The 18,557-nt window shown below is 69.0% G+C and carries 20 protein-coding genes; 11 read left to right on the plus strand and 9 right to left on the minus strand.

Annotated features, from left to right (window positions below; all coding sequences use genetic code 11):
- The first annotated feature begins 83 nt into the window (after positions 1–83).
- The gene (locus tag ACLJOO_RS36355; protein ID WP_410792219.1) at positions 84–659 is read left to right on the plus strand and encodes a TetR/AcrR family transcriptional regulator; all 576 of its coding nucleotides are present in this window, start codon (positions 84–86) and stop codon (positions 657–659) included.
- 61 nt (positions 660–720) lie between these two features.
- Positions 721–1,908: a Cmx/CmrA family chloramphenicol efflux MFS transporter gene (locus tag ACLJOO_RS36360; RefSeq protein ID WP_410792220.1), complete on the plus strand. Its 1,188-nt coding sequence runs from the start codon at positions 721–723 to the stop codon at positions 1,906–1,908.
- A 6-nt stretch (positions 1,909–1,914) separates the two neighbouring features.
- Here the strand turns inward: ACLJOO_RS36360 and ACLJOO_RS36365 are convergent, their stop codons facing one another.
- Complete coding sequence (locus ACLJOO_RS36365) at positions 1,915–2,712, minus strand: TIGR02569 family protein (RefSeq protein WP_410792221.1); 798 nt, start codon at positions 2,710–2,712, stop codon at positions 1,915–1,917.
- A 47-nt stretch (positions 2,713–2,759) separates the two neighbouring features.
- Here ACLJOO_RS36365 and ACLJOO_RS36370 point away from each other — a divergent pair, with 47 nt between their 5' ends.
- Both ACLJOO_RS36370 and lexA read left to right on the plus strand, forming a co-directional pair.
- The gene (locus ACLJOO_RS36370) at positions 2,760–5,540 is read left to right on the plus strand and encodes a BTAD domain-containing putative transcriptional regulator (RefSeq protein ID WP_410792222.1); all 2,781 of its coding nucleotides are present in this window, start codon (positions 2,760–2,762) and stop codon (positions 5,538–5,540) included.
- A gap of 117 nt (positions 5,541–5,657) precedes the next feature.
- Positions 5,658–6,311: a transcriptional repressor LexA gene (gene lexA / locus ACLJOO_RS36375; RefSeq protein ID WP_410792223.1), complete on the plus strand. Its 654-nt coding sequence runs from the start codon at positions 5,658–5,660 to the stop codon at positions 6,309–6,311.
- On the opposite strand, the gene ACLJOO_RS36380 is transcribed toward lexA, so the two are convergent.
- The 3 genes from ACLJOO_RS36380 to ACLJOO_RS36390 are packed head-to-tail and all read right to left on the minus strand — an operon-like array spanning position 6,308 to position 8,984.
- Positions 6,308–7,435: an acyltransferase family protein gene (locus tag ACLJOO_RS36380; protein ID WP_410792224.1), complete on the minus strand. Its 1,128-nt coding sequence runs from the start codon at positions 7,433–7,435 to the stop codon at positions 6,308–6,310. The two genes, lexA and ACLJOO_RS36380, sit on opposite strands and share 4 nt — an antisense overlap.
- 17 nt (positions 7,436–7,452) lie before the next feature.
- Positions 7,453–8,643, minus strand: coding sequence for an RNA polymerase sigma factor (locus ACLJOO_RS36385; protein WP_410792225.1), 1,191 nt, complete (start codon positions 8,641–8,643; stop codon positions 7,453–7,455).
- A complete protein-coding gene (locus tag ACLJOO_RS36390) occupies positions 8,640–8,984 on the minus strand; it encodes a YciI family protein (RefSeq protein WP_131292147.1) in 345 nt (114 codons plus the stop codon). The genes ACLJOO_RS36385 and ACLJOO_RS36390 overlap by 4 nt, the downstream gene beginning before the upstream one ends.
- Before the next feature lie 80 nt (positions 8,985–9,064).
- Between ACLJOO_RS36390 and ACLJOO_RS36395 the strand changes: the two genes are divergently transcribed.
- Complete coding sequence (locus ACLJOO_RS36395) at positions 9,065–9,694, plus strand: class I SAM-dependent methyltransferase (RefSeq protein ID WP_410792226.1); 630 nt, start codon at positions 9,065–9,067, stop codon at positions 9,692–9,694.
- Here ACLJOO_RS36395 and ACLJOO_RS36400 read toward each other — a convergent pair.
- Entirely contained in the window at positions 9,684–10,124 is a 441-nt protein-coding gene (locus tag ACLJOO_RS36400; protein ID WP_410792227.1) for a YybH family protein, read from the minus strand. The two genes, ACLJOO_RS36395 and ACLJOO_RS36400, sit on opposite strands and share 11 nt — an antisense overlap.
- A 93-nt stretch (positions 10,125–10,217) precedes the next feature.
- Here ACLJOO_RS36400 and sigJ point away from each other — a divergent pair, with 93 nt between their 5' ends.
- The gene (gene sigJ / locus ACLJOO_RS36405) at positions 10,218–11,114 is read left to right on the plus strand and encodes an RNA polymerase sigma factor SigJ (RefSeq protein ID WP_410792228.1); all 897 of its coding nucleotides are present in this window, start codon (positions 10,218–10,220) and stop codon (positions 11,112–11,114) included.
- Here the strand turns inward: sigJ and ACLJOO_RS36410 are convergent.
- On the minus strand, positions 11,077–12,327 hold the full coding sequence (locus ACLJOO_RS36410; protein WP_410792229.1) for an FAD-dependent oxidoreductase: 1,251 nt from the start codon (positions 12,325–12,327) through the stop codon (positions 11,077–11,079). The genes sigJ and ACLJOO_RS36410 overlap by 38 nt on opposite strands.
- Entirely contained in the window at positions 12,324–13,190 is an 867-nt protein-coding gene (locus ACLJOO_RS36415; protein WP_410792230.1) for an AurF N-oxygenase family protein, read from the minus strand. The genes ACLJOO_RS36410 and ACLJOO_RS36415 overlap by 4 nt, the downstream gene beginning before the upstream one ends.
- 85 nt (positions 13,191–13,275) lie before the next feature.
- Between ACLJOO_RS36415 and ACLJOO_RS36420 the strand changes: the two genes are divergently transcribed.
- Positions 13,276–14,421 (plus strand): MFS transporter, encoded by a 1,146-nt coding sequence (locus tag ACLJOO_RS36420; RefSeq protein ID WP_410792231.1) that lies wholly within the window; start codon positions 13,276–13,278, stop codon positions 14,419–14,421.
- On the opposite strand, the gene ACLJOO_RS36425 is transcribed toward ACLJOO_RS36420, so the two are convergent.
- Entirely contained in the window at positions 14,396–15,022 is a 627-nt protein-coding gene (locus ACLJOO_RS36425; protein ID WP_410792232.1) for an SAM-dependent methyltransferase, read from the minus strand. The two genes, ACLJOO_RS36420 and ACLJOO_RS36425, sit on opposite strands and share 26 nt — an antisense overlap.
- 176 nt (positions 15,023–15,198) lie before the next feature.
- Here ACLJOO_RS36425 and ACLJOO_RS36430 point away from each other — a divergent pair, with 176 nt between their 5' ends.
- From ACLJOO_RS36430 to ACLJOO_RS36445, 4 genes are read left to right on the plus strand one after another with little or no spacing between them, the layout of a single operon-like run.
- Positions 15,199–16,110: a DUF929 family protein gene (locus ACLJOO_RS36430; protein WP_410792233.1), complete on the plus strand. Its 912-nt coding sequence runs from the start codon at positions 15,199–15,201 to the stop codon at positions 16,108–16,110.
- A gap of 2 nt (positions 16,111–16,112) precedes the next feature.
- Positions 16,113–16,583, plus strand: coding sequence for a vitamin K epoxide reductase family protein (locus ACLJOO_RS36435; RefSeq protein ID WP_410792234.1), 471 nt, complete (start codon positions 16,113–16,115; stop codon positions 16,581–16,583).
- A 29-nt stretch (positions 16,584–16,612) separates the two neighbouring features.
- Positions 16,613–17,275 carry a DUF6766 family protein gene (locus tag ACLJOO_RS36440; protein ID WP_410792235.1) on the plus strand — a complete coding sequence of 221 codons (663 nt, stop codon included), beginning with the start codon at positions 16,613–16,615 and terminating at the stop codon, positions 17,273–17,275.
- Positions 17,275–17,904 (plus strand): UdgX family uracil-DNA binding protein, encoded by a 630-nt coding sequence (locus ACLJOO_RS36445; RefSeq protein WP_410792236.1) that lies wholly within the window; start codon positions 17,275–17,277, stop codon positions 17,902–17,904. Before ACLJOO_RS36440 ends, ACLJOO_RS36445 begins: the two co-directional genes overlap by 1 nt.
- Here ACLJOO_RS36445 and ACLJOO_RS36450 read toward each other — a convergent pair.
- Positions 17,889–18,365, minus strand: coding sequence for a hypothetical protein (locus ACLJOO_RS36450; RefSeq protein WP_410792237.1), 477 nt, complete (start codon positions 18,363–18,365; stop codon positions 17,889–17,891). The genes ACLJOO_RS36445 and ACLJOO_RS36450 overlap by 16 nt on opposite strands.
- Positions 18,366–18,557 lie beyond the last annotated feature (192 nt).

The raw sequence follows: 18,557 nt of genomic DNA on the forward strand, positions 1-18,557 counted from the left end.
GCCCAGATGCTATCGGCGCAGCAAGTCCAGCCATCAGGAGGTGTTTTGGATCGATCAGTACATAACGTGCTAGGCTCGGCGTCATGCCGAGACCGAGGACCTTCGACGAGGACCACGCCGTGGATGCCGCGATGCGGGTGTTCTGGACCTCGGGCTACGAGGCCACCTCGACCCAGGACCTCTGCGAGGCGACCGGTCTCGGCCGGAGCAGCATCTACAACACCTTCACCAGTAAGCGCGATCTGTTCGACCGCGCGCTGCGCCGGTACGCCGATCGCTTCACTGCCGCGCAGCTCGAGGTGATCCAGGACGCGACACTGCCGATCCGCGAGCGCGTCCGGCAGATCCTGTGGAGCGCGGTGGAGCCGGATCCCGGTGATCCGGCCGGCTGCTTCGTGATCAACACGATCGTGGAGCTCGGCCCGAAGGACGCCGAGGTCCTCGACCTCCTCGATCGCGACCACGAGGTCAAACTCGCCGCGCTGACGACCGCCATCCAGGCGGCGCAAGCGGCCGGTGAGCTGGACCCGGAGCAGGATGCGGCCGGGCTCGCGACGTACGTCTTCACCGTTCTCGGCGGCCTGCGCGTGGCCGCCCGCCGCGGCGCGACACCCGAGAGCCAACGGATCGTCGTCGAGGCAACGCTGCGCAGTTTCTGACTTCCCGCGGTTCATCATGCCCAAGTTGTGAACCGATCGATCTAATACTTGAGAGGCCCTCATGCCCCGCGCTGTCTATCTGCTCGGCCTGGCGATCTTCGCCCAGGGCACGTCCGAGCTGATGCTCGCCGGTCTGCTCCCCGAGATCGCGACCGATCTGAACGTCTCCATCCCCGCGGCCGGCCTGCTGATCTCCGCGTTCGCCATCGGCATGCTCGTCGGCGCGCCGATCCTGGCCGTCACCACGCTGCGCTGGTCCCGGCGCGCCGCGATGCTCGTGTTCCTCACGATCTTCGCGCTCACCCACGTGGCCGGCGCCCTCACCTCGTCGTACGGCGTGCTGCTCGCGACCCGGGTCGCGGGCGCCTTCGTGTACGCCGGATTCTGGGCGGTCGCGTCCGTGACCGCGATCGAGCTGGCCGGACCGGAAGCGCGCGCGAAGGCGATGAGTGTCCTGGCGAGCGGTCTCACCGTGGCCACGATCGTCGGGCTGCCTGCCGGGACGTTGCTCGGCCAGCACCTGGGTTGGCGATCGGCGTTCTGGGCGGTCGCCGTGCTGTCGGTCCTCGCGATCGCCGGTGTCGTCGCGACAATCCCCCGGGGACGCGCAGAGAGCGCTCCCCAGCTGCGTCTCGAACTGCGCAGTATGGCTAACCCGCAGCTCTGGCTCGCGTACGGGACGACGGCTCTGTCGACGGGCGCGATCCTGGTGATCTTCAGCTATCTCGCTCCCCTGCTCACCGAGACCACAGGGCTGTCCGCGGCCTGGGTACCGGTGATCCTGGCGCTGTACGGCGTCGGCGCACTGGCCGGGATCACGATCAGCGGACGCACCGCGGATCAGCGGCCGTTCAGCACGCTCGTGATCAGCCTGGGCGGAGTGATCGCCGCAGCGATCGTGCTTGCTCTGGCGACCGGTACGCCGTGGCTCGCCATCCCGGCGATCATCGGTGTCGGGACGTTCGGCTTCGCCACCAACCCCGCCGTGAACTCGCGGGTGTTCGGAGTGGCCGGATCTGCGCCGACGCTCGCCGCCGCCTTCAACATCTCGGCCTTCAACGTCGGCATCACCGTCGGCCCGTGGCTCGGCGGCCTGGCGCTCGACGCGGGCGCGGGCTATTCCGCGGTCGGCTGGATCGGCGCCGGACTCGGAGTACTTGCCTTCGGCACCATTCCGCTCGCCGTCCGGGCCGCGGGCCGGACGACTCAGCCGGCGTACGAGAGCGCGGGCTCGACTACCGGCGCCTAGGCCGCGTCAGGCGGCGTACGAGAGTGCGAGCTCGATGACCGGCGCGTAGGCCGCGCGGCGGGCGTCCGTCCAGGTCGCGACGCCGCCGGCGAGGTCGTCGGTCGTCATGCGGTAGATCAACGCGCGCACAAGCATCTGACCCCACTCGGGCAGCTGCGCCCAGCGCGCCGCGAGGTCCGGTTCGGCGCCGTACCAGCACAGTGCGTCGGCGACAGCGACAGCCGCCGCCCAGGACGGCGGTCGCCAGTAGACCGGCCAGTCGATGATCGCCGGCGGGAGACCGTCGGCGAACATCACGTTCCCCGGCAGATCACCATGCACCACCTGCGCCGCCAGCTCCACCGGCCGCCACGCGGCGACGAGCGGCCCGACAAGGTCGACGTACGCCGGACTTCCCTCGACGGACTGTTCTCGCCAGGCGACTCGGTCGCCGTCCGCCCACGGATCGTGGCGGGCGTCGATGAACCCCGGCCGAGGCAGCCCGGCCACGGCCTCGTGAAACGCGGCCGCCGCGGTGAGAACCTCATCCTGCCGCCGCACATCCGTCGCGCCGATCAGCAGTTCACTGGCTTCCCATTCGAACGCGACCCACGCACCGCCCCGAGCCTGCACCGGCCGCGCCACCCGGAAATCCCCGGACTCCGGCAAGGCGCTCAGCACCTCGGCGCGCCACGTCGACTCCGCGTCGGCGCGCTTGAGGACGACCGCCCCGGAGCGCCAGGTCTCCCCCTGCCCGCCGGCCAACCGAACGGGCGGCTCAGTCAGGCTGAAGGCATCCAGCACCTGACGCGACGGTCCCTGCATGCCTGCACTCTTTCATCGCTAGGGTTGACGCGTTGGTGGGAGGCTGCATGGCTGGTGACTCGAGGCAGGTCGAGGTCAGGCTCCTCGGCGCGTTCGGCGTCCTCGTGGACGGGGCCGAAGTCCGAGTCTCGGCGCCCCGATTGCGGGACTTGCTAGCAGTGCTCGCGTTGTCGACCGGTGACCCGGTGTCGATCGCGACGATCGGCGACCGGGTCTGGAGCGAGCAGCCGCCCGACCGTCTGCGCCCGACCGTCCAGACCTGCATCTCCCGGCTGCGCACACTGCTCGGCCCCGAGGTCATCCGCGCGCATCCCGAGGCCTACGCGCTCACACTCCCCCGCCAGAACATCGACGTACTCCGCTTCACCGACGAACTCGAGCGCGCGCACCAACTCCCCGTGCCGGCCGATGAACGCACTGCGACTGCGGCGGCGCTCGACCTCTGGACCGGCACGCCGTTCTCCGATCTGACCGCCGACTGGTTCACCACGGCCGCTCTCCCCGGTCTGGTAGAGCGCTATCTCGCGGCCCGCGAACGGCGGATCGACCTGGACATCGCCGGCGGTGCCCTCGAGTCACTGCTCATCGAGGTCCGCGACCTCACCACGCAGTACCCGTTCCGCGAACCACTCTGGGAGCGGCTCATCCGGCTGCTCGACATCACCGGTCGCCACGCAGAGGCACTCGCCTGCTACGACGACGTACGCCGGCTGATCGGCGACGAGCTCGGAGTCGATCCGGGTGCCGAGCTCCGCGCCCTGTACGCCGAACTGCTCGCCGCCGACGCGGAACCGGACTCAGAGCCAACCACGCCCGCGCCCGCACGCACCGTCGTACCCCGGCAGCTCCCGGCCGAGAACAGCAGGGTCACCGGCCGCGAGGACGAGCTGAAAGAGCTCAACGAACTCCTGCCCGCGCCCAACGAGAAGGATCCGGCGACCGTGATCGCGGCGATCTGCGGCATCGGCGGCGCTGGAAAGACGAGTCTCGCGGTCAGATGGGCGCACCGGGTGCGGCATCTGTTCCCGGACGGCGACCTCTACCTCAACCTCCGGGGGTTCGGTCCGGGCGACGCGATGCCGACGACCGCGGCGCTGCGGCTGCTGCTCAGCGGCCTCGGCCTGCGCGCCGAACGCATCCCCGCCGACGAAGCGGCCCAGTCCGCGTTGCTCCGCAGTACCCTGCACGGCCGTCGCATGCTGTTCCTGCTCGACAACGCGCGCGACGCCGACCAGCTCCGGCCGCTGCTGCCTGCCCGAGGCTGTCTGGTGATCGCCACCAGCCGGGACCGGCTCCGCAGCCTCGTGGTCCGCGACGGCGCCCACCGGATCACCCTCGGCGAACTCCCGCCGGTCGAGTCCGGACGGCTGATCCGATCGATCGCACCCGACACCGATACCGACCAGGTCAGTGAACTCGCACGAAGCTGTCAGCACTTGCCGCTCGCGCTCGCGATCATCGCGGAGCATGCCGCCGGACGCTCGCCGCAACAGGTCGCCGAACTGCTCACGCAACTGCACGCGGAACAGTCGGTCCTCGACACCTTCGACGGTGGTGACGAGGCGACCGATCTACGCGCGATCTTCTCGTGGTCACACCGGGCACTGCAGGACTCCACGGCGCGGTTGTACGAGCACCTCGGCCTGCTCCCGGTCAGCGACTTCGCCGTACCGGCCGTCGCTGCGTTGCTCGGGGCAACGGTCTCGGATACCCGTCGCCTGCTCGCGCGGCTGGCCGACCTGCACCTGGTCGAGGATCTCGGCAACGGCCGCTTCGAGATGCACGACCTGGTCCGCGCACACGCCGCCGAGCTGGGCCGACTGCGTCCGGACCGCACCGAGGCGCTGGAGCGGCTGTTCAGCTGGTACACGCATACCGGCTTCAACGCACGGGTGCTGCGCGACGACCGCGGATCCGACCGCAAGATCGTTCCGCCGGTAGACGGTGTGACGCCGGGACAGTTCGCGGACGCGGCCGCGGCGATCCAGTGGTACGACGACGAGCGGCAGACGCTCGCCGCGGTGATCCGGCTCGCCCACGCCACCGGCCACCACCGGTACACGTACGAGCTCGTCGAGTCGTGCGAAGGCGATCTCAGTGGCCGCGACCTGGACCTGCTCACCGAACTCCTGATGCTCGCCCAGGACAGCTGCAACCGGCTCGACGATCCCTTGCCCGAAGCCTTCATCAACAACACCCTCGGGCTGCGCTACATGGATCAGCGCGACGACTGCGAACGCGCGATCGTCCACTTCGAACGATCGGCGGAGATCTTCCGCGCGGCCGGCATGGACATCCAGGTCTCGCGGGCACTGGGCAATCTCTCTGTGTCCCACGACATCCTCGGCCGGAGCAGCAAGGCGCTCGACGTCGCCGAGCAGGCACTGGCGATCAAGCGGCGACTCGGAGACGAGCGAGGACAGGCGCACTCGCTCGGGAACATGGCCGCGATGTATCACGCAGCCGGCCGCCTCGACGAAGCGGCCGGGGCCGCCGGGGAAGCGATCCGCTACTACCGCACCATCCACAGCCACCGGGGCGAAGGCGCGGTCCTCGACACGCTCGCCGGCATCGAGCGCTCCCGCGGCCGGTACGACGAAGCGCTGAGCTGTCACCTGGAGTCGGTCCGCCTGCACCGCGACCTAGGGTTCCCGTGGGGCGAGGCCGTCGTACTGACGAACCTCGGGCATACGTACCGCGCAGTCGGCCGCACCGCCGAGGCCAAGGCCGCCTGGCAACAGGCCCTCACCATCTGCGACCGCATCCACGCTCCACGATCCGACGACCTCGACCGCGAGCAGCTCATCGCCCTCGTGAGTCAGGACTGATGCGCACGCCAGACGCCACCTCGTGTCGCCGACTGGGAAGTCGGTCCCACCACGGCGGTGGCGTCAAGGGGCGGGTCGGAGCGCGCTCTCCGGGTGGCTGCGCTCTAGGATTTCGCGGTGACTGATCTCGACCTGTTCGGCGACCTCGACACCGGGGCGCTTCCGGAACGGCAGCAACGCATTCTGGTGGTGATCCGGGACTGGGTGACGCGGCACGGGTACCCGCCGAGCAGCCGGCAGATCGGGGACGCGGTCGGGCTGCGCTCCTCGTCGTCGGTGTCCAAGCATCTGGCGAGTCTGGAGGAGAAGGGGTTCCTCCGCCGGAGCCCGTCGGTCTCCCGGCCGATCGACGTCCGGATGTTCCTCCAGGAGCCTTCCGCCGGGTCGACCAGTGACGACAACGTGCCTGTGCCGGTGGTCGGTGACATCGCGGCCGGTACGCCGATCTCCGCGATCGAGCACGTCGACGACGTACTCCAACTCCCCCGCGGGCTGACCGGCCGCGGCACCGTGTTCGGCCTGCGCGTCCGCGGCGAGTCGATGATCGACGCCGCGATCTGCGACGGCGACATCGTCGTGGTCCGCCAGCAGTCCGAAGCCCACTCCGGCCAGATCGTCGCCGCAATGCTGGACGAGGAGGCCACGGTGAAGGTCTACCGCCGCCGCAACAACCACGTCTACCTGGAACCCCGCAACCCCGCCTACGAAGTCATCGACGGCGACAACGCAACCATCCTCGGCGTAGTCGTCTCAGTCCTCCGCAGCGTCTAACGCTTCACACCGAACAACTGGTTGACCACCGGGGTGGATGACAGCAGCCAGGCGAGAAGTGCGGATGCTGCGAAGGCGGTGGGTAGGAGTACGGCGTACTTGAGCCAGAGGTTGGTGTGCCAGGTGACGACGAAGTAGGCGATCGCGAGGATGATCGGTTGGTGGACGATGAAGTAGGGCATTGCGGCTCGGGCCAGGCGGGGCGGTAGCGGGCGTTGGAAGGCGGGGGCGCGGAGGCCGAAGCCCAGGACGGCGACCAGCCAGCCCCACACGGCGAGGGTGATGAGCGGCGAGTACCAGACGTACTGCCACGAGTAGCCCGGGTTCGGCCACCAGCCGTCGAGGAAGTCGATGATGCCGGTGACGACACCGAGCACGAACGCACCGGCGCCGAGAAGCAGTCCTGGTACGGCGTCCCGTCGTACCGCGGCCAGGAGACGATCGTCCGACATCACGAGATACCCGACGACGAAGAAGTCGAAGAAGAACACGAACTCGCCCCACCCGTGCTCCGGACCGGGCGCGGCGAGCAGCAGCAGGTGAATCGGCACCAGCGGTATGGCGAGCAACAGGATCGAACCGCGCCGCTGAAACCGTCGCGCGATCCAGTCAGTTGTGCCGCGCAGCAACAGAAACACCGGCAGACCGAGTACGGCGAACTGGATCAGATACACGAGGAACCACAGGTGGTACGTGTCCCGTAACCACAGCGGCGCATCGCCGGCGAGATCGCTGAAGAACGTCCGCACATCGCCGAAGAACGAGGCCGTCGACCGGCCTTTGTGGTGCTCCTCGATGAAGTACTGCAGCGGCGACAGCAGCACGTACGCGACGAAGAACGGGACGAGCAACCGCAGAGAGCGTTCTCTGAGGAACTCGAGCGCACTCCGCCACCGCAGCGCCAGCCACGCGGCCGAGCCCGAGATCATGAAGAAGAACGCCAGCCCCCACAACCCCAGGAACGCGATCGCGACCGAGATCCCCTCGCTCGTCTGCGCGTTCTTCACGTGCCAGTCGCCGTCGTCGAACGGCCGCAGGGTGTGGAACACGAACACCCCGAACACCGCGATCACCCGCAACCAGTCCAGAAACCACAGCCGTTCGCCCCGCCCCTCCGCACTCATGGAGTAAGGATGGTGGCTCAGCGGGCCAGGCGCTCGTTGAGCAGCCCGAGCTGTGCCGGATTGGCGGTCAGCTCGGCTGCCCGCTCGTCGGCGTCATGGGCCTCGGCAAAGCGGCCGAGGTCGCGCAGGAGCTGTGCGCGGGTCGCGTGGAACAACGAGTACTGCTGAAGCTCGGTGGCCATTCCGTCGAGTTCGGAGAGAGCCTCCGAAGGTCCACGTACGTAGGACAGTGCGATGGATCGGTGCAGGCCGGCGACGGGTGTCGGCTGCAGCGTGAGGAGCATGTCGTACAGGACGAGGATCTGCGGCCAGTCCGTGTCGGGCCAGGTGGTTGCCTCGCTGTGGCAGGCGGCGATGGCGGCCTGGAGCTGGTACGGGCCGGGTGCGTGGAACCGGCGGGCGGTGCGGGTCAGCAACGCCGTCGCGTCGGCGATCGCCGCGTGGTCCCACGCCGTACGGTCCTGGTTCTCGAGGAGGATGAGGTCGCCGGCCGGCGTGAAGCGCGCCGCCGTACGGGCGCGATGCAGTCTGATCAGGGCGAGCAGGCCTGCTACCTCGGGTTCGTTGGGCAGGAGACCGTGGAGCAGCGCGGTCAGCCATTCGGCGTCGTCGACGAGATCACGCGAGTGCGCGCGTTCCGCCGTACTCGACAGGTAGCCCTCGTTGAAGAGCAGGTAGATGACTGTCAGTACTTCGTTCAGGCGCTCGGGGAGCTCGTCGTCGCGCGGGATCCGGTACGGGATGCCGGCGTCGGTGATCTTCCGCTTCGCCCGCGTGATCCGCTGCGCGACCGCGGACTCGGACGCCAGGAACGCGGCCGCGATCTGGGCCGTCGTCAGACCGCACACCACCCGGAGCGTCAGCGCCACCTGAGCCTCGCGCGCCAACGCCGGGTGGCAGCAGGTGAAGATCAAGCGCAGCCGATCATCCGGCGGCGACGACTCCAACGGTTGCAGGAGCGCAAGCTTCGCGCGGTAGTTCTGCTGCCGACGCAGTACGTCGAGACCGCGGCGCTTCGCGACCGTGAACAGCCACGCGTCCGGCCGCTCCGGGATCCCTTCGACCGGCCAGCGCTTCAGCGCGATCTCGACCGCGTCCTGGACCAGGTCCTCGGCCGCGGAGAAGTCACCGAGCAACGACACGAGCGCACCGGCCAACCGCCCCGCGTGATCACGCACCACGCGGGACAGCTCCTCGTCGGTGCTCACATCTCCGCGACCGGCCGGATCTCGATCACCGGGCAGGCCGGCCACGTCTTCACCATCCGCAAGGCCTCGTCGAGATCCTCGACCTCGATCTCGGTGAACCCGGACACGACCTCCTTGCCCTCGATGAACGGCCCGTCGGTGGTCAGCTGCCCGCTGTCCAGCCGGACCGTCGTCGCGGTCTCCCGGCCTTGCAGCTTGCTCCCCCGATTGGTGATCTTGTCCGCGTGGTCGTCGAACCACTGGTACACCCGCCGGTACGCCTCCTCCTTCTCGGCCGGCCCCAGCGCCGCGAACTCCGTCGCGAACTCCTCGGTCTCGATGAACATCAGTACGTACTTCACCCGCACACCTCCTTGAGGACAGTCTCGCTCAGGAGACGATCAGCCCGGGCCGCGATCCGACAGTCTGCGATGGTGGGTTCATGAGACGTCCGTTGTTCGCCCGGATGTACGCGCGGGTGCGGCCCGCCATGGACGAGCAGGGAGCGGCCGATCATCGGCGTCGGCTGCTCGCCGGGGTGCAGGGCCGGGTGATCGAGGTCGGAGCGGGAGACGGCGGCAACTTCGCCCACTACCCCACCGACGTAGTCAGCGTCCTCGCCGTCGAACCCGAGCCCTACCTCCGCGCCCAGGCCCAGCGCCACGCCGCCGCGGCCTCCATCCCCGTCGAGGTCGTCGAGGGTACGGCGGACCACCTGCCGGCACCTGATGCATCAGCCGACGCCGTCGTGGTCTCACTCGTACTCTGCTCGGTCCCCGATCAGGCGCAAGCCCTAGCCGAAGTGCGACGGGTACTGCGTCCCGGCGGCGAACTCAGGTTCTACGAGCACGTCGCAGCCGCTGCCGACCGCACCCTCGCAACCGTCCAGCGCATCTCCGACGCAACCCTGTGGCCGCTCTTCGTCGGCGGCTGCCACACGCACCGCGACACCGCCGCCGCGATCACCGCCGCGGGTTTCGAGATCGAGGAACTCGACGAGTTCGAGTTCCCGCCGAATCACAAGACCCCAGCCAGCCCGCACATCCTCGGGCGCGCCCGGCTCAGGGCATGAGATCCATGGCCGCGCTGCCGTCCTGGAAGTTCGTCGGGACCGAGACCTGGTCGTGCACGATCAGCCACTGCCCGTCGATCTTCTGCCAGGCGGCGGTCCAGCGCAGCCAGTAGTCGATCTTGCCGCCCAGCTTCATCACGGCATTCATGCGGTTCAGCGAGTACACGACCGCGAGATCGCCGTCGACGAGGACGGTCAGGTCGCGCACCTCGTACTCGAGCGGCAGCTCGAAGGCCTCGAAAACGAGCTCCCAGTTCTCCCATTTCGTCTCGGCGCCGAGGTGCCGCAACGGCGGCTGGATGTCGAACGAGACGATGTTCGGGGCGAAGATCGTCCGGACGGCGGCCCGGTCGCCGGTCCGGATCGCGTCGAGCAGGATGTCGATGCGTTCCCGGATGTCGACTTCGGATACAGCGTTCTGTGTGGTCATGATCGGTACGACGAGACGCCTGGATGAACTGTCAGGCCTCACACTCCGCCCAGGTGTTTCGTCGTACCAGGTATGAACGAGGAGAGGACCGATATGAGCGACCCGGGTCTGAGCGCGATCATGAGCGAGCGGCGGCAGCTGATCAATCTCGCGTACCGGCTGCTGGGGTCGCTGGCCGACGCCGAGGACGTGGTCCAGGAGACGTACGCGCGCTGGTACGCGATGACTCCGGACGAGCAGCAGGCGATCGACAACCCGGCGGCGTGGCTGACCAAGGTCGCGAGCCGGATCTGCCTCGACCTGCTGCGGTCCGCCCGCGCCCGGCGGGAGCGGTACGTCGGTGAGTGGATCCCCGAACCGCTGCCCGAGACCACCGAGTGGCACACCGGATCCACCGACCCGGCCGACCCTGCCGATCGGGTGACGCTGGACGAGTCGGTGAACATGGCGTTCCTCGTCGTACTCGACGCGATGACGCCGGCCGAGCGGGTGGCGTTCATCCTGCACGACGTGTTCCGGTACCCGTTCCCGGAGGTCGCCGAGATCGTCGGCCGGACGCCGGCGGCGTGCCGTCAGCTGGCCTCGTCGGCCAGGCGGCGGATCCGGGACGCCGAGCACCCGGCGGCGCCGTCGGCGCGGCGGGCGGAGCTGGTCCGCGAGTTCAAGGCGGCCTGGGAAGCGACCGATATCGCGGCGCTCGTCAACCTGCTCGATCCCGAGGTCACCGCAGTCGCCGACGGCGGCGGCATCGTGTCGGCCTCGCTCGCGCCGGTGCACGGCGGCACCGACGTCGCGCAGTACTTCGCCGGGCTCCCGGTGTTCAACCTCGGCCGCACCCTCGTCGAGCGCACGGTCAACGGTCAGCCCGGGCTGGTGATCGAGTTCGAAGGTGCCGTCGAGACCGTGATCGCGTTCGACGTGGACGGCGATCACATCACGAACATCTGGGCGATCAGGAACCCGGAGAAGCTGCAGCCCTGGAAGAGCTGACCAGCATCGCCACGGTCTCCTGGGCGCAGGCCTTGTTCACGCCGATCCCGCCGCGCGCGCCGCGTTTGATCCAGCCCGCCACGTAGTGACCGGGCCGGCCGACGACGGCGCCGCGGACGTTCGGGACGATCCCGCGCTCCGCGTCGAACGGCAGCCCGTCGATCGCCTGCCCCTCGAACCCGATCGCGGTGAACAGGTTGCCCGCCGCAATCGTCTCGCCGGACCCGAGCGTCAGCCCGTCAGAGCTCCAGGCGGTCGGCCGGGCGTGGTACCGGAGCTCGACGCGGTCACCCACCGCGGCCAGCAGCTCATGCAGCGCGGCCTGCGTGTACGCCGCCTCCTCGGGACCGCGCCGGCCCAGCAGCACGACCTCCTTCACACCGCTCGCGGCGAGCGTCGCGCGTACCTCAGTCGGGACATCCATCGAACGCAACCGCTGCTCGTCACTCAGCAGGATGCGCGCGAGGTCGAGCGCGACATTCCCGTTCCCGACGATCACAGCCCGCGGCCCGGCCAGCCCGACAGGCGCCGGCGCGCCCGGCCGCCCGTTGTACCAGGCAACAAAATCCTCCGCGGTGCACGCGGCCTCCTCACCGGCAATCCCAAGCCGCCGGCTCCGCCGGGCCCCAACCGCATGTACCACCGCGTCGAACCCATCAGGCGGCAGCCCCGTCGCGTCGGTTCCCGGACGCCACTGCACTCGTGGATGCTGGATGACTCTCTCGAAGGTGCTGATGATCTGCTTCGTCTGCGGGTGATCCGGTGCGACGCCGTACCGCACGAGCCCTCCGACCTGTTCCAGGCGGTCGACGAGCGTGACCTCGGCTGTTGTCCGCAGCAACAACTCGCGTGTCGCGTACATCCCGGCCGGACCCGCGCCGACGACCAGCACCCGGCGCGGCCCGTCGCCCCAGACCTGGTACGACGGCGGCTCCCAGCTGTCCAGGTCCATCGCCTCGAGCGGCTCCCGTTCCGCGAAGTACGCCGCGTTCCGCTCGACGTCCTCAGGCGCCGCCTGGTCGACCGGTTGCGCCGCGTCGACCGGACAGATGTCGGCGCACGCCCCGCAGTCGATGCAGGTCCGCGGATCGATGAACAGGCTCGCCCCGGCGCCGAACCCGGGCTCGCCGGGCGACGGGTGGATGCTGTTCATCGGGCAGACCGCGACGCAGCTCGCGTCCGAGCAGCACTCCCCCGAGATCACGTAACTCACAGCAGGCCGGTCCGCCGATACACCCGGGCCGCGGCGGGCGTCAGCAGCCCGACCGACCCGAGGAAGTCCATCAGGTTCGCGCAACTTGTCCGCAGCAACGACCGGTGATGCTCGTTGCGCTGCGCCTCACGTACGGCGCGCTCGGCGTCCAGCCCGACGTTCGCGTAGACCTCGCGGCTCACCATGCTCGACACGATCATGTCAGCGGCGATCGCGATCACCAGCGCGCTCACCCAGCGCCGCCCACGCCCCGCACCGGCCAGCCGTTCGCGAGTCTCCTCACGCGCGAACACCATGTGCCGCGACTCCTCCACCACATGAATGTGGTTCACGGTCCGCACCAACGGCTCGACCCGCCGGTCCCGCATCCAGTCGCGCTGCATGACGTCCAGCACCTCCTCGGCGACCAGAATCGCGGCGTACGCCGTCTCACCGGTGGCGACCGTCTTGAACACCCGGCCGAGCTCGCGCGCGAGCAGCCGCGGGCGGTACGCCGGCTCGACCAGGCGGCCGGACGCCTTCGCGAACATGATCGAGTGCCGGCACTCGTCAGCGATCTCGGTCAGCGCCCACTGGAACTCGGCGCTCCGCGGCGGCTTGTCGTACACGTCCCGCAGAATCATCTGCTGCAGGATCAGCTCGAACCAGATCCCGGTCGTCGCCACCGACGCGGACTCGTGCCGGGTCAGCTCCCGCTGCTGCGCCTCGGTCAGTTCGTCCCAGTACGGCGTGCCGTAGAGCGTGCTCCACTCCGGCGACATCCCGTACCCGTCGCCGAGCGGCGCGTCCCAGTCGATCTCGGTCTCCGGGTCCCGGGACAACCGGCTCGCCGACCCCAGCAACCGCTCAGCGGTCTCGTCCATCGGGCACACACCTCCGAGTCGATACGACATCGTCTATGTAACATAACTGATGGCTCGAATCCTGTCGAGGACTACATTCCTGCCTGTGACGGATCGAGCAACGACGATGTGGCCGCTCTACGCGGCCGGGTTCACGACCGCGTTCGGCGCCCATGCGGTGGCGGCGAACCTCGGCGGATCCTCCTCCGACGCGGTCACCTCGCTGCTCACCCTCGGCCTCCTGCTGGCCTTGTACGACGGGGCGGAGGTGCTGCTGAAGCCGGTGTTCGGCACGATCGCGGACCGGATCGGCGCCCGCCCGATGCTGCTGTTCGGTCTCGCCGGGTTCGCCGTCGCCTCAGGCATCTATGTGCTCGTGGACCGGCCCGGCTGGTTGTGGGTCGCGCGCCTCGGTCAGGGTGCCGCAGCCTCGGCCTTCTCCCCCGCCGCCTCGGCGTTGGTTGCCCGATTGAATCCGTCGGCGAAGCACGGCCGCGCCTTCGGGAGCTACGGGTTCTACAAGAGCGTCGGGTACACCGCCGGACCATTGCTCGGCGGTGGACTGGTGTGGCTCGGGGGATTCCGTCTGCTGTTCGGGGTGATGACCGTTCTCGCCGCGGGCGTTGCCGTCTGGGCGCTGATCGCCGTACCGGCCGTGCCGCCGTTGCCGCGGTCCCGGCAGACCGTGCTGGATCTTGCCCGGCGGATCACCGACCCGGTGTTCCTTCGTCCGACCGCGGCGCTTGCGGCCGCTACGGCGGCGTTGTCGGTCGGCGTCGGGTTCCTGCCAGTCACGGGCGCGGCCGACGGGCTCGGCACGGTCGCCACCGGTGCAGCCGTATCACTGCTAGCGGCGACGGCTGCGGTCGTGCAACCGCGGACCGGCCGTGCGCTCGACGCGGGCAAGCTGACGACGCGAGCCGGCATCGCGCTAGGGCTGGGGCTAGCAGCGCTAGGTTTCGTATCGGCCGCTCTGCCCGGCGTCGCGTTCCTGCTGATCGCGTCCGCGTTGATCGGTGCGGGCACGGGCGTGATCACGCCGCTCGGGTTCGCGGCGCTGGCTGCGAGCACACCACCCGAGCGACTCGGTCAGACCATGGGCACCGCCGAACTCGGACGCGAGCTCGGCGACGCGGGCGGCCCGTTGCTCGTCGCCACGATCGCGACAGTCGCCGTACTGGATGCGGGCTATCTCGCCCTCGCCGTACTCCTCGCGCTCGGGCTGCTCACGCTCCGCCCGGTACGAAACTGAACAGGCTCTGACCGGTCACCAGCGGATCCGGTACGCCGGTGAACCGGTGCGCGCCGACGCCGAAATCGGCCTCCGGATCGGACACCCAGACCCGCTCGAAGCCGCGTGCCTCGAACCAGTCGCAGATCGTCGGCACCAGGTCCGGCTCACCCCGATGACGGGTCCAGATCACCGTCGCGCCGGTACGGCAGAGCTGCGGGCTCGTCGCGATCGTGCGCTGGATGTCCGCGGACGTGATGTTGCCGAAGATCCCGCACAACAGGACCAGCTCGGCCGGCGCCAGGCCGACGTACTGATCGGTCAGCGACGCGTCGCCCGTGATCACCTCGACCTGATCGAGACCGCTCGCCCGCTCCCGCGCGAACGCCGCCAACTCCGGATCAAGCTCGACCAACCGCGCCTGTACGTCGGCACGCCGCGGGTGATCCTCCAGTACGTCGATGAGGTCGCGGCCCTGCCCCGCGCAGAGGCTGATCACCGGAACCGGGCCGGCCGGAGCCCGATCGAGCGCCGCACGTACCTGCTCCTGCACCGCCTCCAACCGCCGCGACAGTCCGGACCCGGGATCGTCGTACTTCGTGTGCCACGCCTGCCAGTCCATGTCCCGCAGCCTAGACAGAGGTTGGGGAGGATTTCCTCCGCGATCCGGGAAGGAATCCTCCCCAGGCCCGGTGATCCGATGCGCGATCTGTAATCTCTCGGTGACGGAGAGGCAGGAACTTCCGGGGGCGATGGATAGTTGTCCTTCAGGAGCCTGCGCGCGATCAGAGGAGAGTCATGGCACGGCGTGTCGAACAGAAGGCTGCGGCCCGCGAGCGGATCGCGGCGCAGCTGGCCGCCCAGCAACAGGCGGAGCGGCGGCGGCGTCTGCTGCTCGCGGTCGGCGCGGTCGTCCTGGTCGTGGTGATCGTCGGCGGCCTGGTGACGATCCGGCTCGTCGGCGGCGGCAAGAAGACCGCGACCGGTCCGACCGGCGCGGCGGACACCGGCCTGATCACCGCGCTCTCCTCGATCCCGGACTCGACGTTCGCCACGGTCGGCACCGCCGACGTCAAGGCCGCCCCGTCCGCGATCAACGGCGCACCGGCGCTGACCGCGGGCGGCAAGCCGAAGGTGCTCTACATCGGCGCCGAGTTCTGCCCGTACTGCGCCGCGGAGCGCTGGCCGGTCACGGTCGCGCTGTCCCGGTTCGGCACGTTCAGCAACCTCGGTACGACGCATTCGGCATCCGAGGACGTGTTCCCGAACACGCCGACGCTGTCCTTCCACGGAGCGACGTACACGAGCCAGTACCTCGCGTTCACGGGCGTCGAGACGACGACGAACGAGATGGTCGGGAACGGGTACAAGCCGCTCGACAGCCCGACGGCCGAGGACCAGAAGACGTTCGACACGTACAACAAGCCGCCGTACGTCGAGAGCGACGGCTCGATCCCGTTCATCGATCTCGGCGGCAAGTACGTCGGGTCCGGGGCGACGTACAGCCCGGACCTGCTGGCCGGTAAGACGCAGACCGAGGTCGCGGACGCGCTGAAGGATCCGTCGAGCCCGATCGCGAAGGCGGTCGACGGGTCGGCCAACGTTTACACGGCTGCGATCTGCAAGCTGACGAACAACCAGCCGGCCAAGGTCTGCTCGACCGACGCGGTGACTGCGGCGGCCGCGAAGCTCGGCGCGGCGAAGGGCTGAGCGTGACCGCAACCGCACAGCGCCCGTCCCGTACCTCGTTGGGCTGGATCCCCTGGGCCACGTTGGTGGTGTCGGTGGCCGGTCTCGCGGTGGCGGCGTACCTCACCTATGAGCATTTCACCGCCGGTACGACGCTCGCCTGCCCGGACACCGGCGTGGTCAACTGCGCCAAGGTGACGAGCAGCCACTACTCGAAGGTCCTCGGCATTCCGGTCGCGCTGCTCGGCCTCGCGTTCTTCGTCGGCATGACCGCGCTGTCGGTGCCGCCGATGTGGCGTACGCCGTCCCCGTGGCCGAGCCGCCTCCGGTTGGTCGGCGTGCTGACCGGCGTCGTGTTCGTCTGCTACCTGATCTGGGCCGAGCTGTTCCAGATCAACGCGATCTGCCTGTGGTGCACAGTCGTCCACGCACTCACGCTCATCCTGTTCGCACTCGTCATCATCCGCCTGGCCCTGGTGCCGCCCGCGTCATGAAATAGCGTCACAGCGGGTACCAGGGTCACATGCGATGGCTGCGACTCCGTGGGCTGCTGCTGGCCAACCTGGTGCTGTTCTTCGGCTTCCTGGTCGGCCTCGCGTTCGTCGGGCACGCCCACGAGAACTCCGAACTCGCCGATCACGGGCAGGCTCCGCAGACGTTCGCGCAGTACGTCGGCTCGTCGTCGTTCGGCGAGGCGGTGTTCGAGAACTGGGAGTCCGAGTTCCTGCAGATGTTCATGTACGTGCTGCTCACGGCGTACCTGGTGCAGAAGGGCTCGGCCGAGTCCCGGCCCATCGACGAGCCGGCTCCGCAGGACGAGGATCCCCGCGACCATCGCACCGACCGGAACGCGCCTTGGCCGGTACGCCGCGGTTCCGAGCTGATTCTCACGCTGTACGAGAACTCGCTGGCGATTGCGTTCGGGCTGGTGTTCGTGCTGTCGCTCTGGTTGCACGCGGCAACCGGCGCCGCGACGTACAGCGAGGACCAGGAGCTGCACGGCGGTGCCGCGGTGACGACCTGGCAGTATCTCGGGACGTCGCAGTTCTGGTACGAGTCGCTCCAGAACTGGCAGAGTGAGTTCCTGGCCGTCGCGGCGATCATCGGCGGCTCGATCTACCTCCGGCAGCGGCGCTCGGCGCAGTCCAAGCCCGTCCACGCGCCGCACTCCGAAACGGGTGGGTGATGAGCAAACATCCCGGAGCTGAGAAGTGGGTGCCGCAGAAGGGCGGCATGCGGAAGGTACGCGCGGAGCTCGGCAGCTGCCGCGGCTGCGACCTGTGGGAGGACGCCGAGCGGGCCGTGGCGGGCGAACGACCGGTGCGGGCGCGGATGATGTTCGTCGGCGAGACGCCCGGGGATCACGAGGACAAGGAAGGGCACGTCTTCGTCGGGCCGGCCGGGCATCTGCTCGACAAGGCACTGGTCGAGGCCGGGATCGAACGGTCGGAGGTGTATCTCACCAATGCCGTGAAGCACTTCCGGTTCGAGCTGCGGGGAAAGCGCCGGATCCACAAGACGCCGACGGCGAGTCAGATCACTGCCTGCCGTCCGTGGCTGGTGCGGGAGCTCGAGATCGTGAAGCCGTCGGTGGTCGTCGTGATGGGGTCGGTCGCAGCCAAGGCTCTCCTGGGCTCCACATTCCGGGTGACGCAGGAGCGCGGCAAGCGGCTGGAGCTACCGGGTGGCGTGGCGGCCGTGGCGACCGTACATCCGTCGGCTGTGGTCCGGTCCGAGGAGTTCCGGCGCGACTTCGCCCGCTTCGTCGACGACCTCCGCGTAGCCGTGAAGCTACTCGGTCAGGAGGATGTGTAGTCGACCACCGAGACAGACGCCACGATTTGGCCGTCAGTCCGGGTCATTTGCTGGATCGGCATGCCCGGCAGGCTCGTTGCGAACCAGAAGACCTCATCGGTCCCGCCGTCCCGCACGGTGTAGCGCAGGCAGTCCAGTGCGCCGATCGCGGTCTCGATTCGCTCCGGCTCGATGGTCGTGTCGGCCGCCGGGAACGAGGCGTGGCCCTGCAGGTCCAGCCAGGTCGCCTTCATCAGCTGCGGCTCGCCGAGCGGCGCGCCGTCGAGCGTCCGCCGCGAACGTTCCAGCGTGGCGCCGGCCTCGTCGCACTCGACGTACGTGCTGATCAGCAGGAACGGCTCCGCACCGATCGACTCGACGCGGCGCGTGATGGACTTCCCCACGCTCGTCGCATTCCGGATCTCGGCGGCGGTGAACGGTGTCGGAGCGTGCCCGGCCGCCAGCACGTGCTCATCCCCCATCTGGGCCCCTCTCCGACCGGTACCGGGTGCCGGTCTGCAACATTCGAGCCAAGACAGGTAGCATAGGTTCTCGATCGCGCACACAGGAGCGGTGCATTCTGAGCCGTTTTCCTGGGGGACCCTCTGGACGGCCCTCTGCACGTCATTGGGCACGTCATGTGGGCACGTCACGAGGTCGCGCCTCGTCGGCGG

It is taken from the genome of Kribbella sp. C-35, assembly GCF_046549195.1.
Lineage (GTDB): Bacteria > Actinomycetota > Actinomycetes > Propionibacteriales > Kribbellaceae > Kribbella.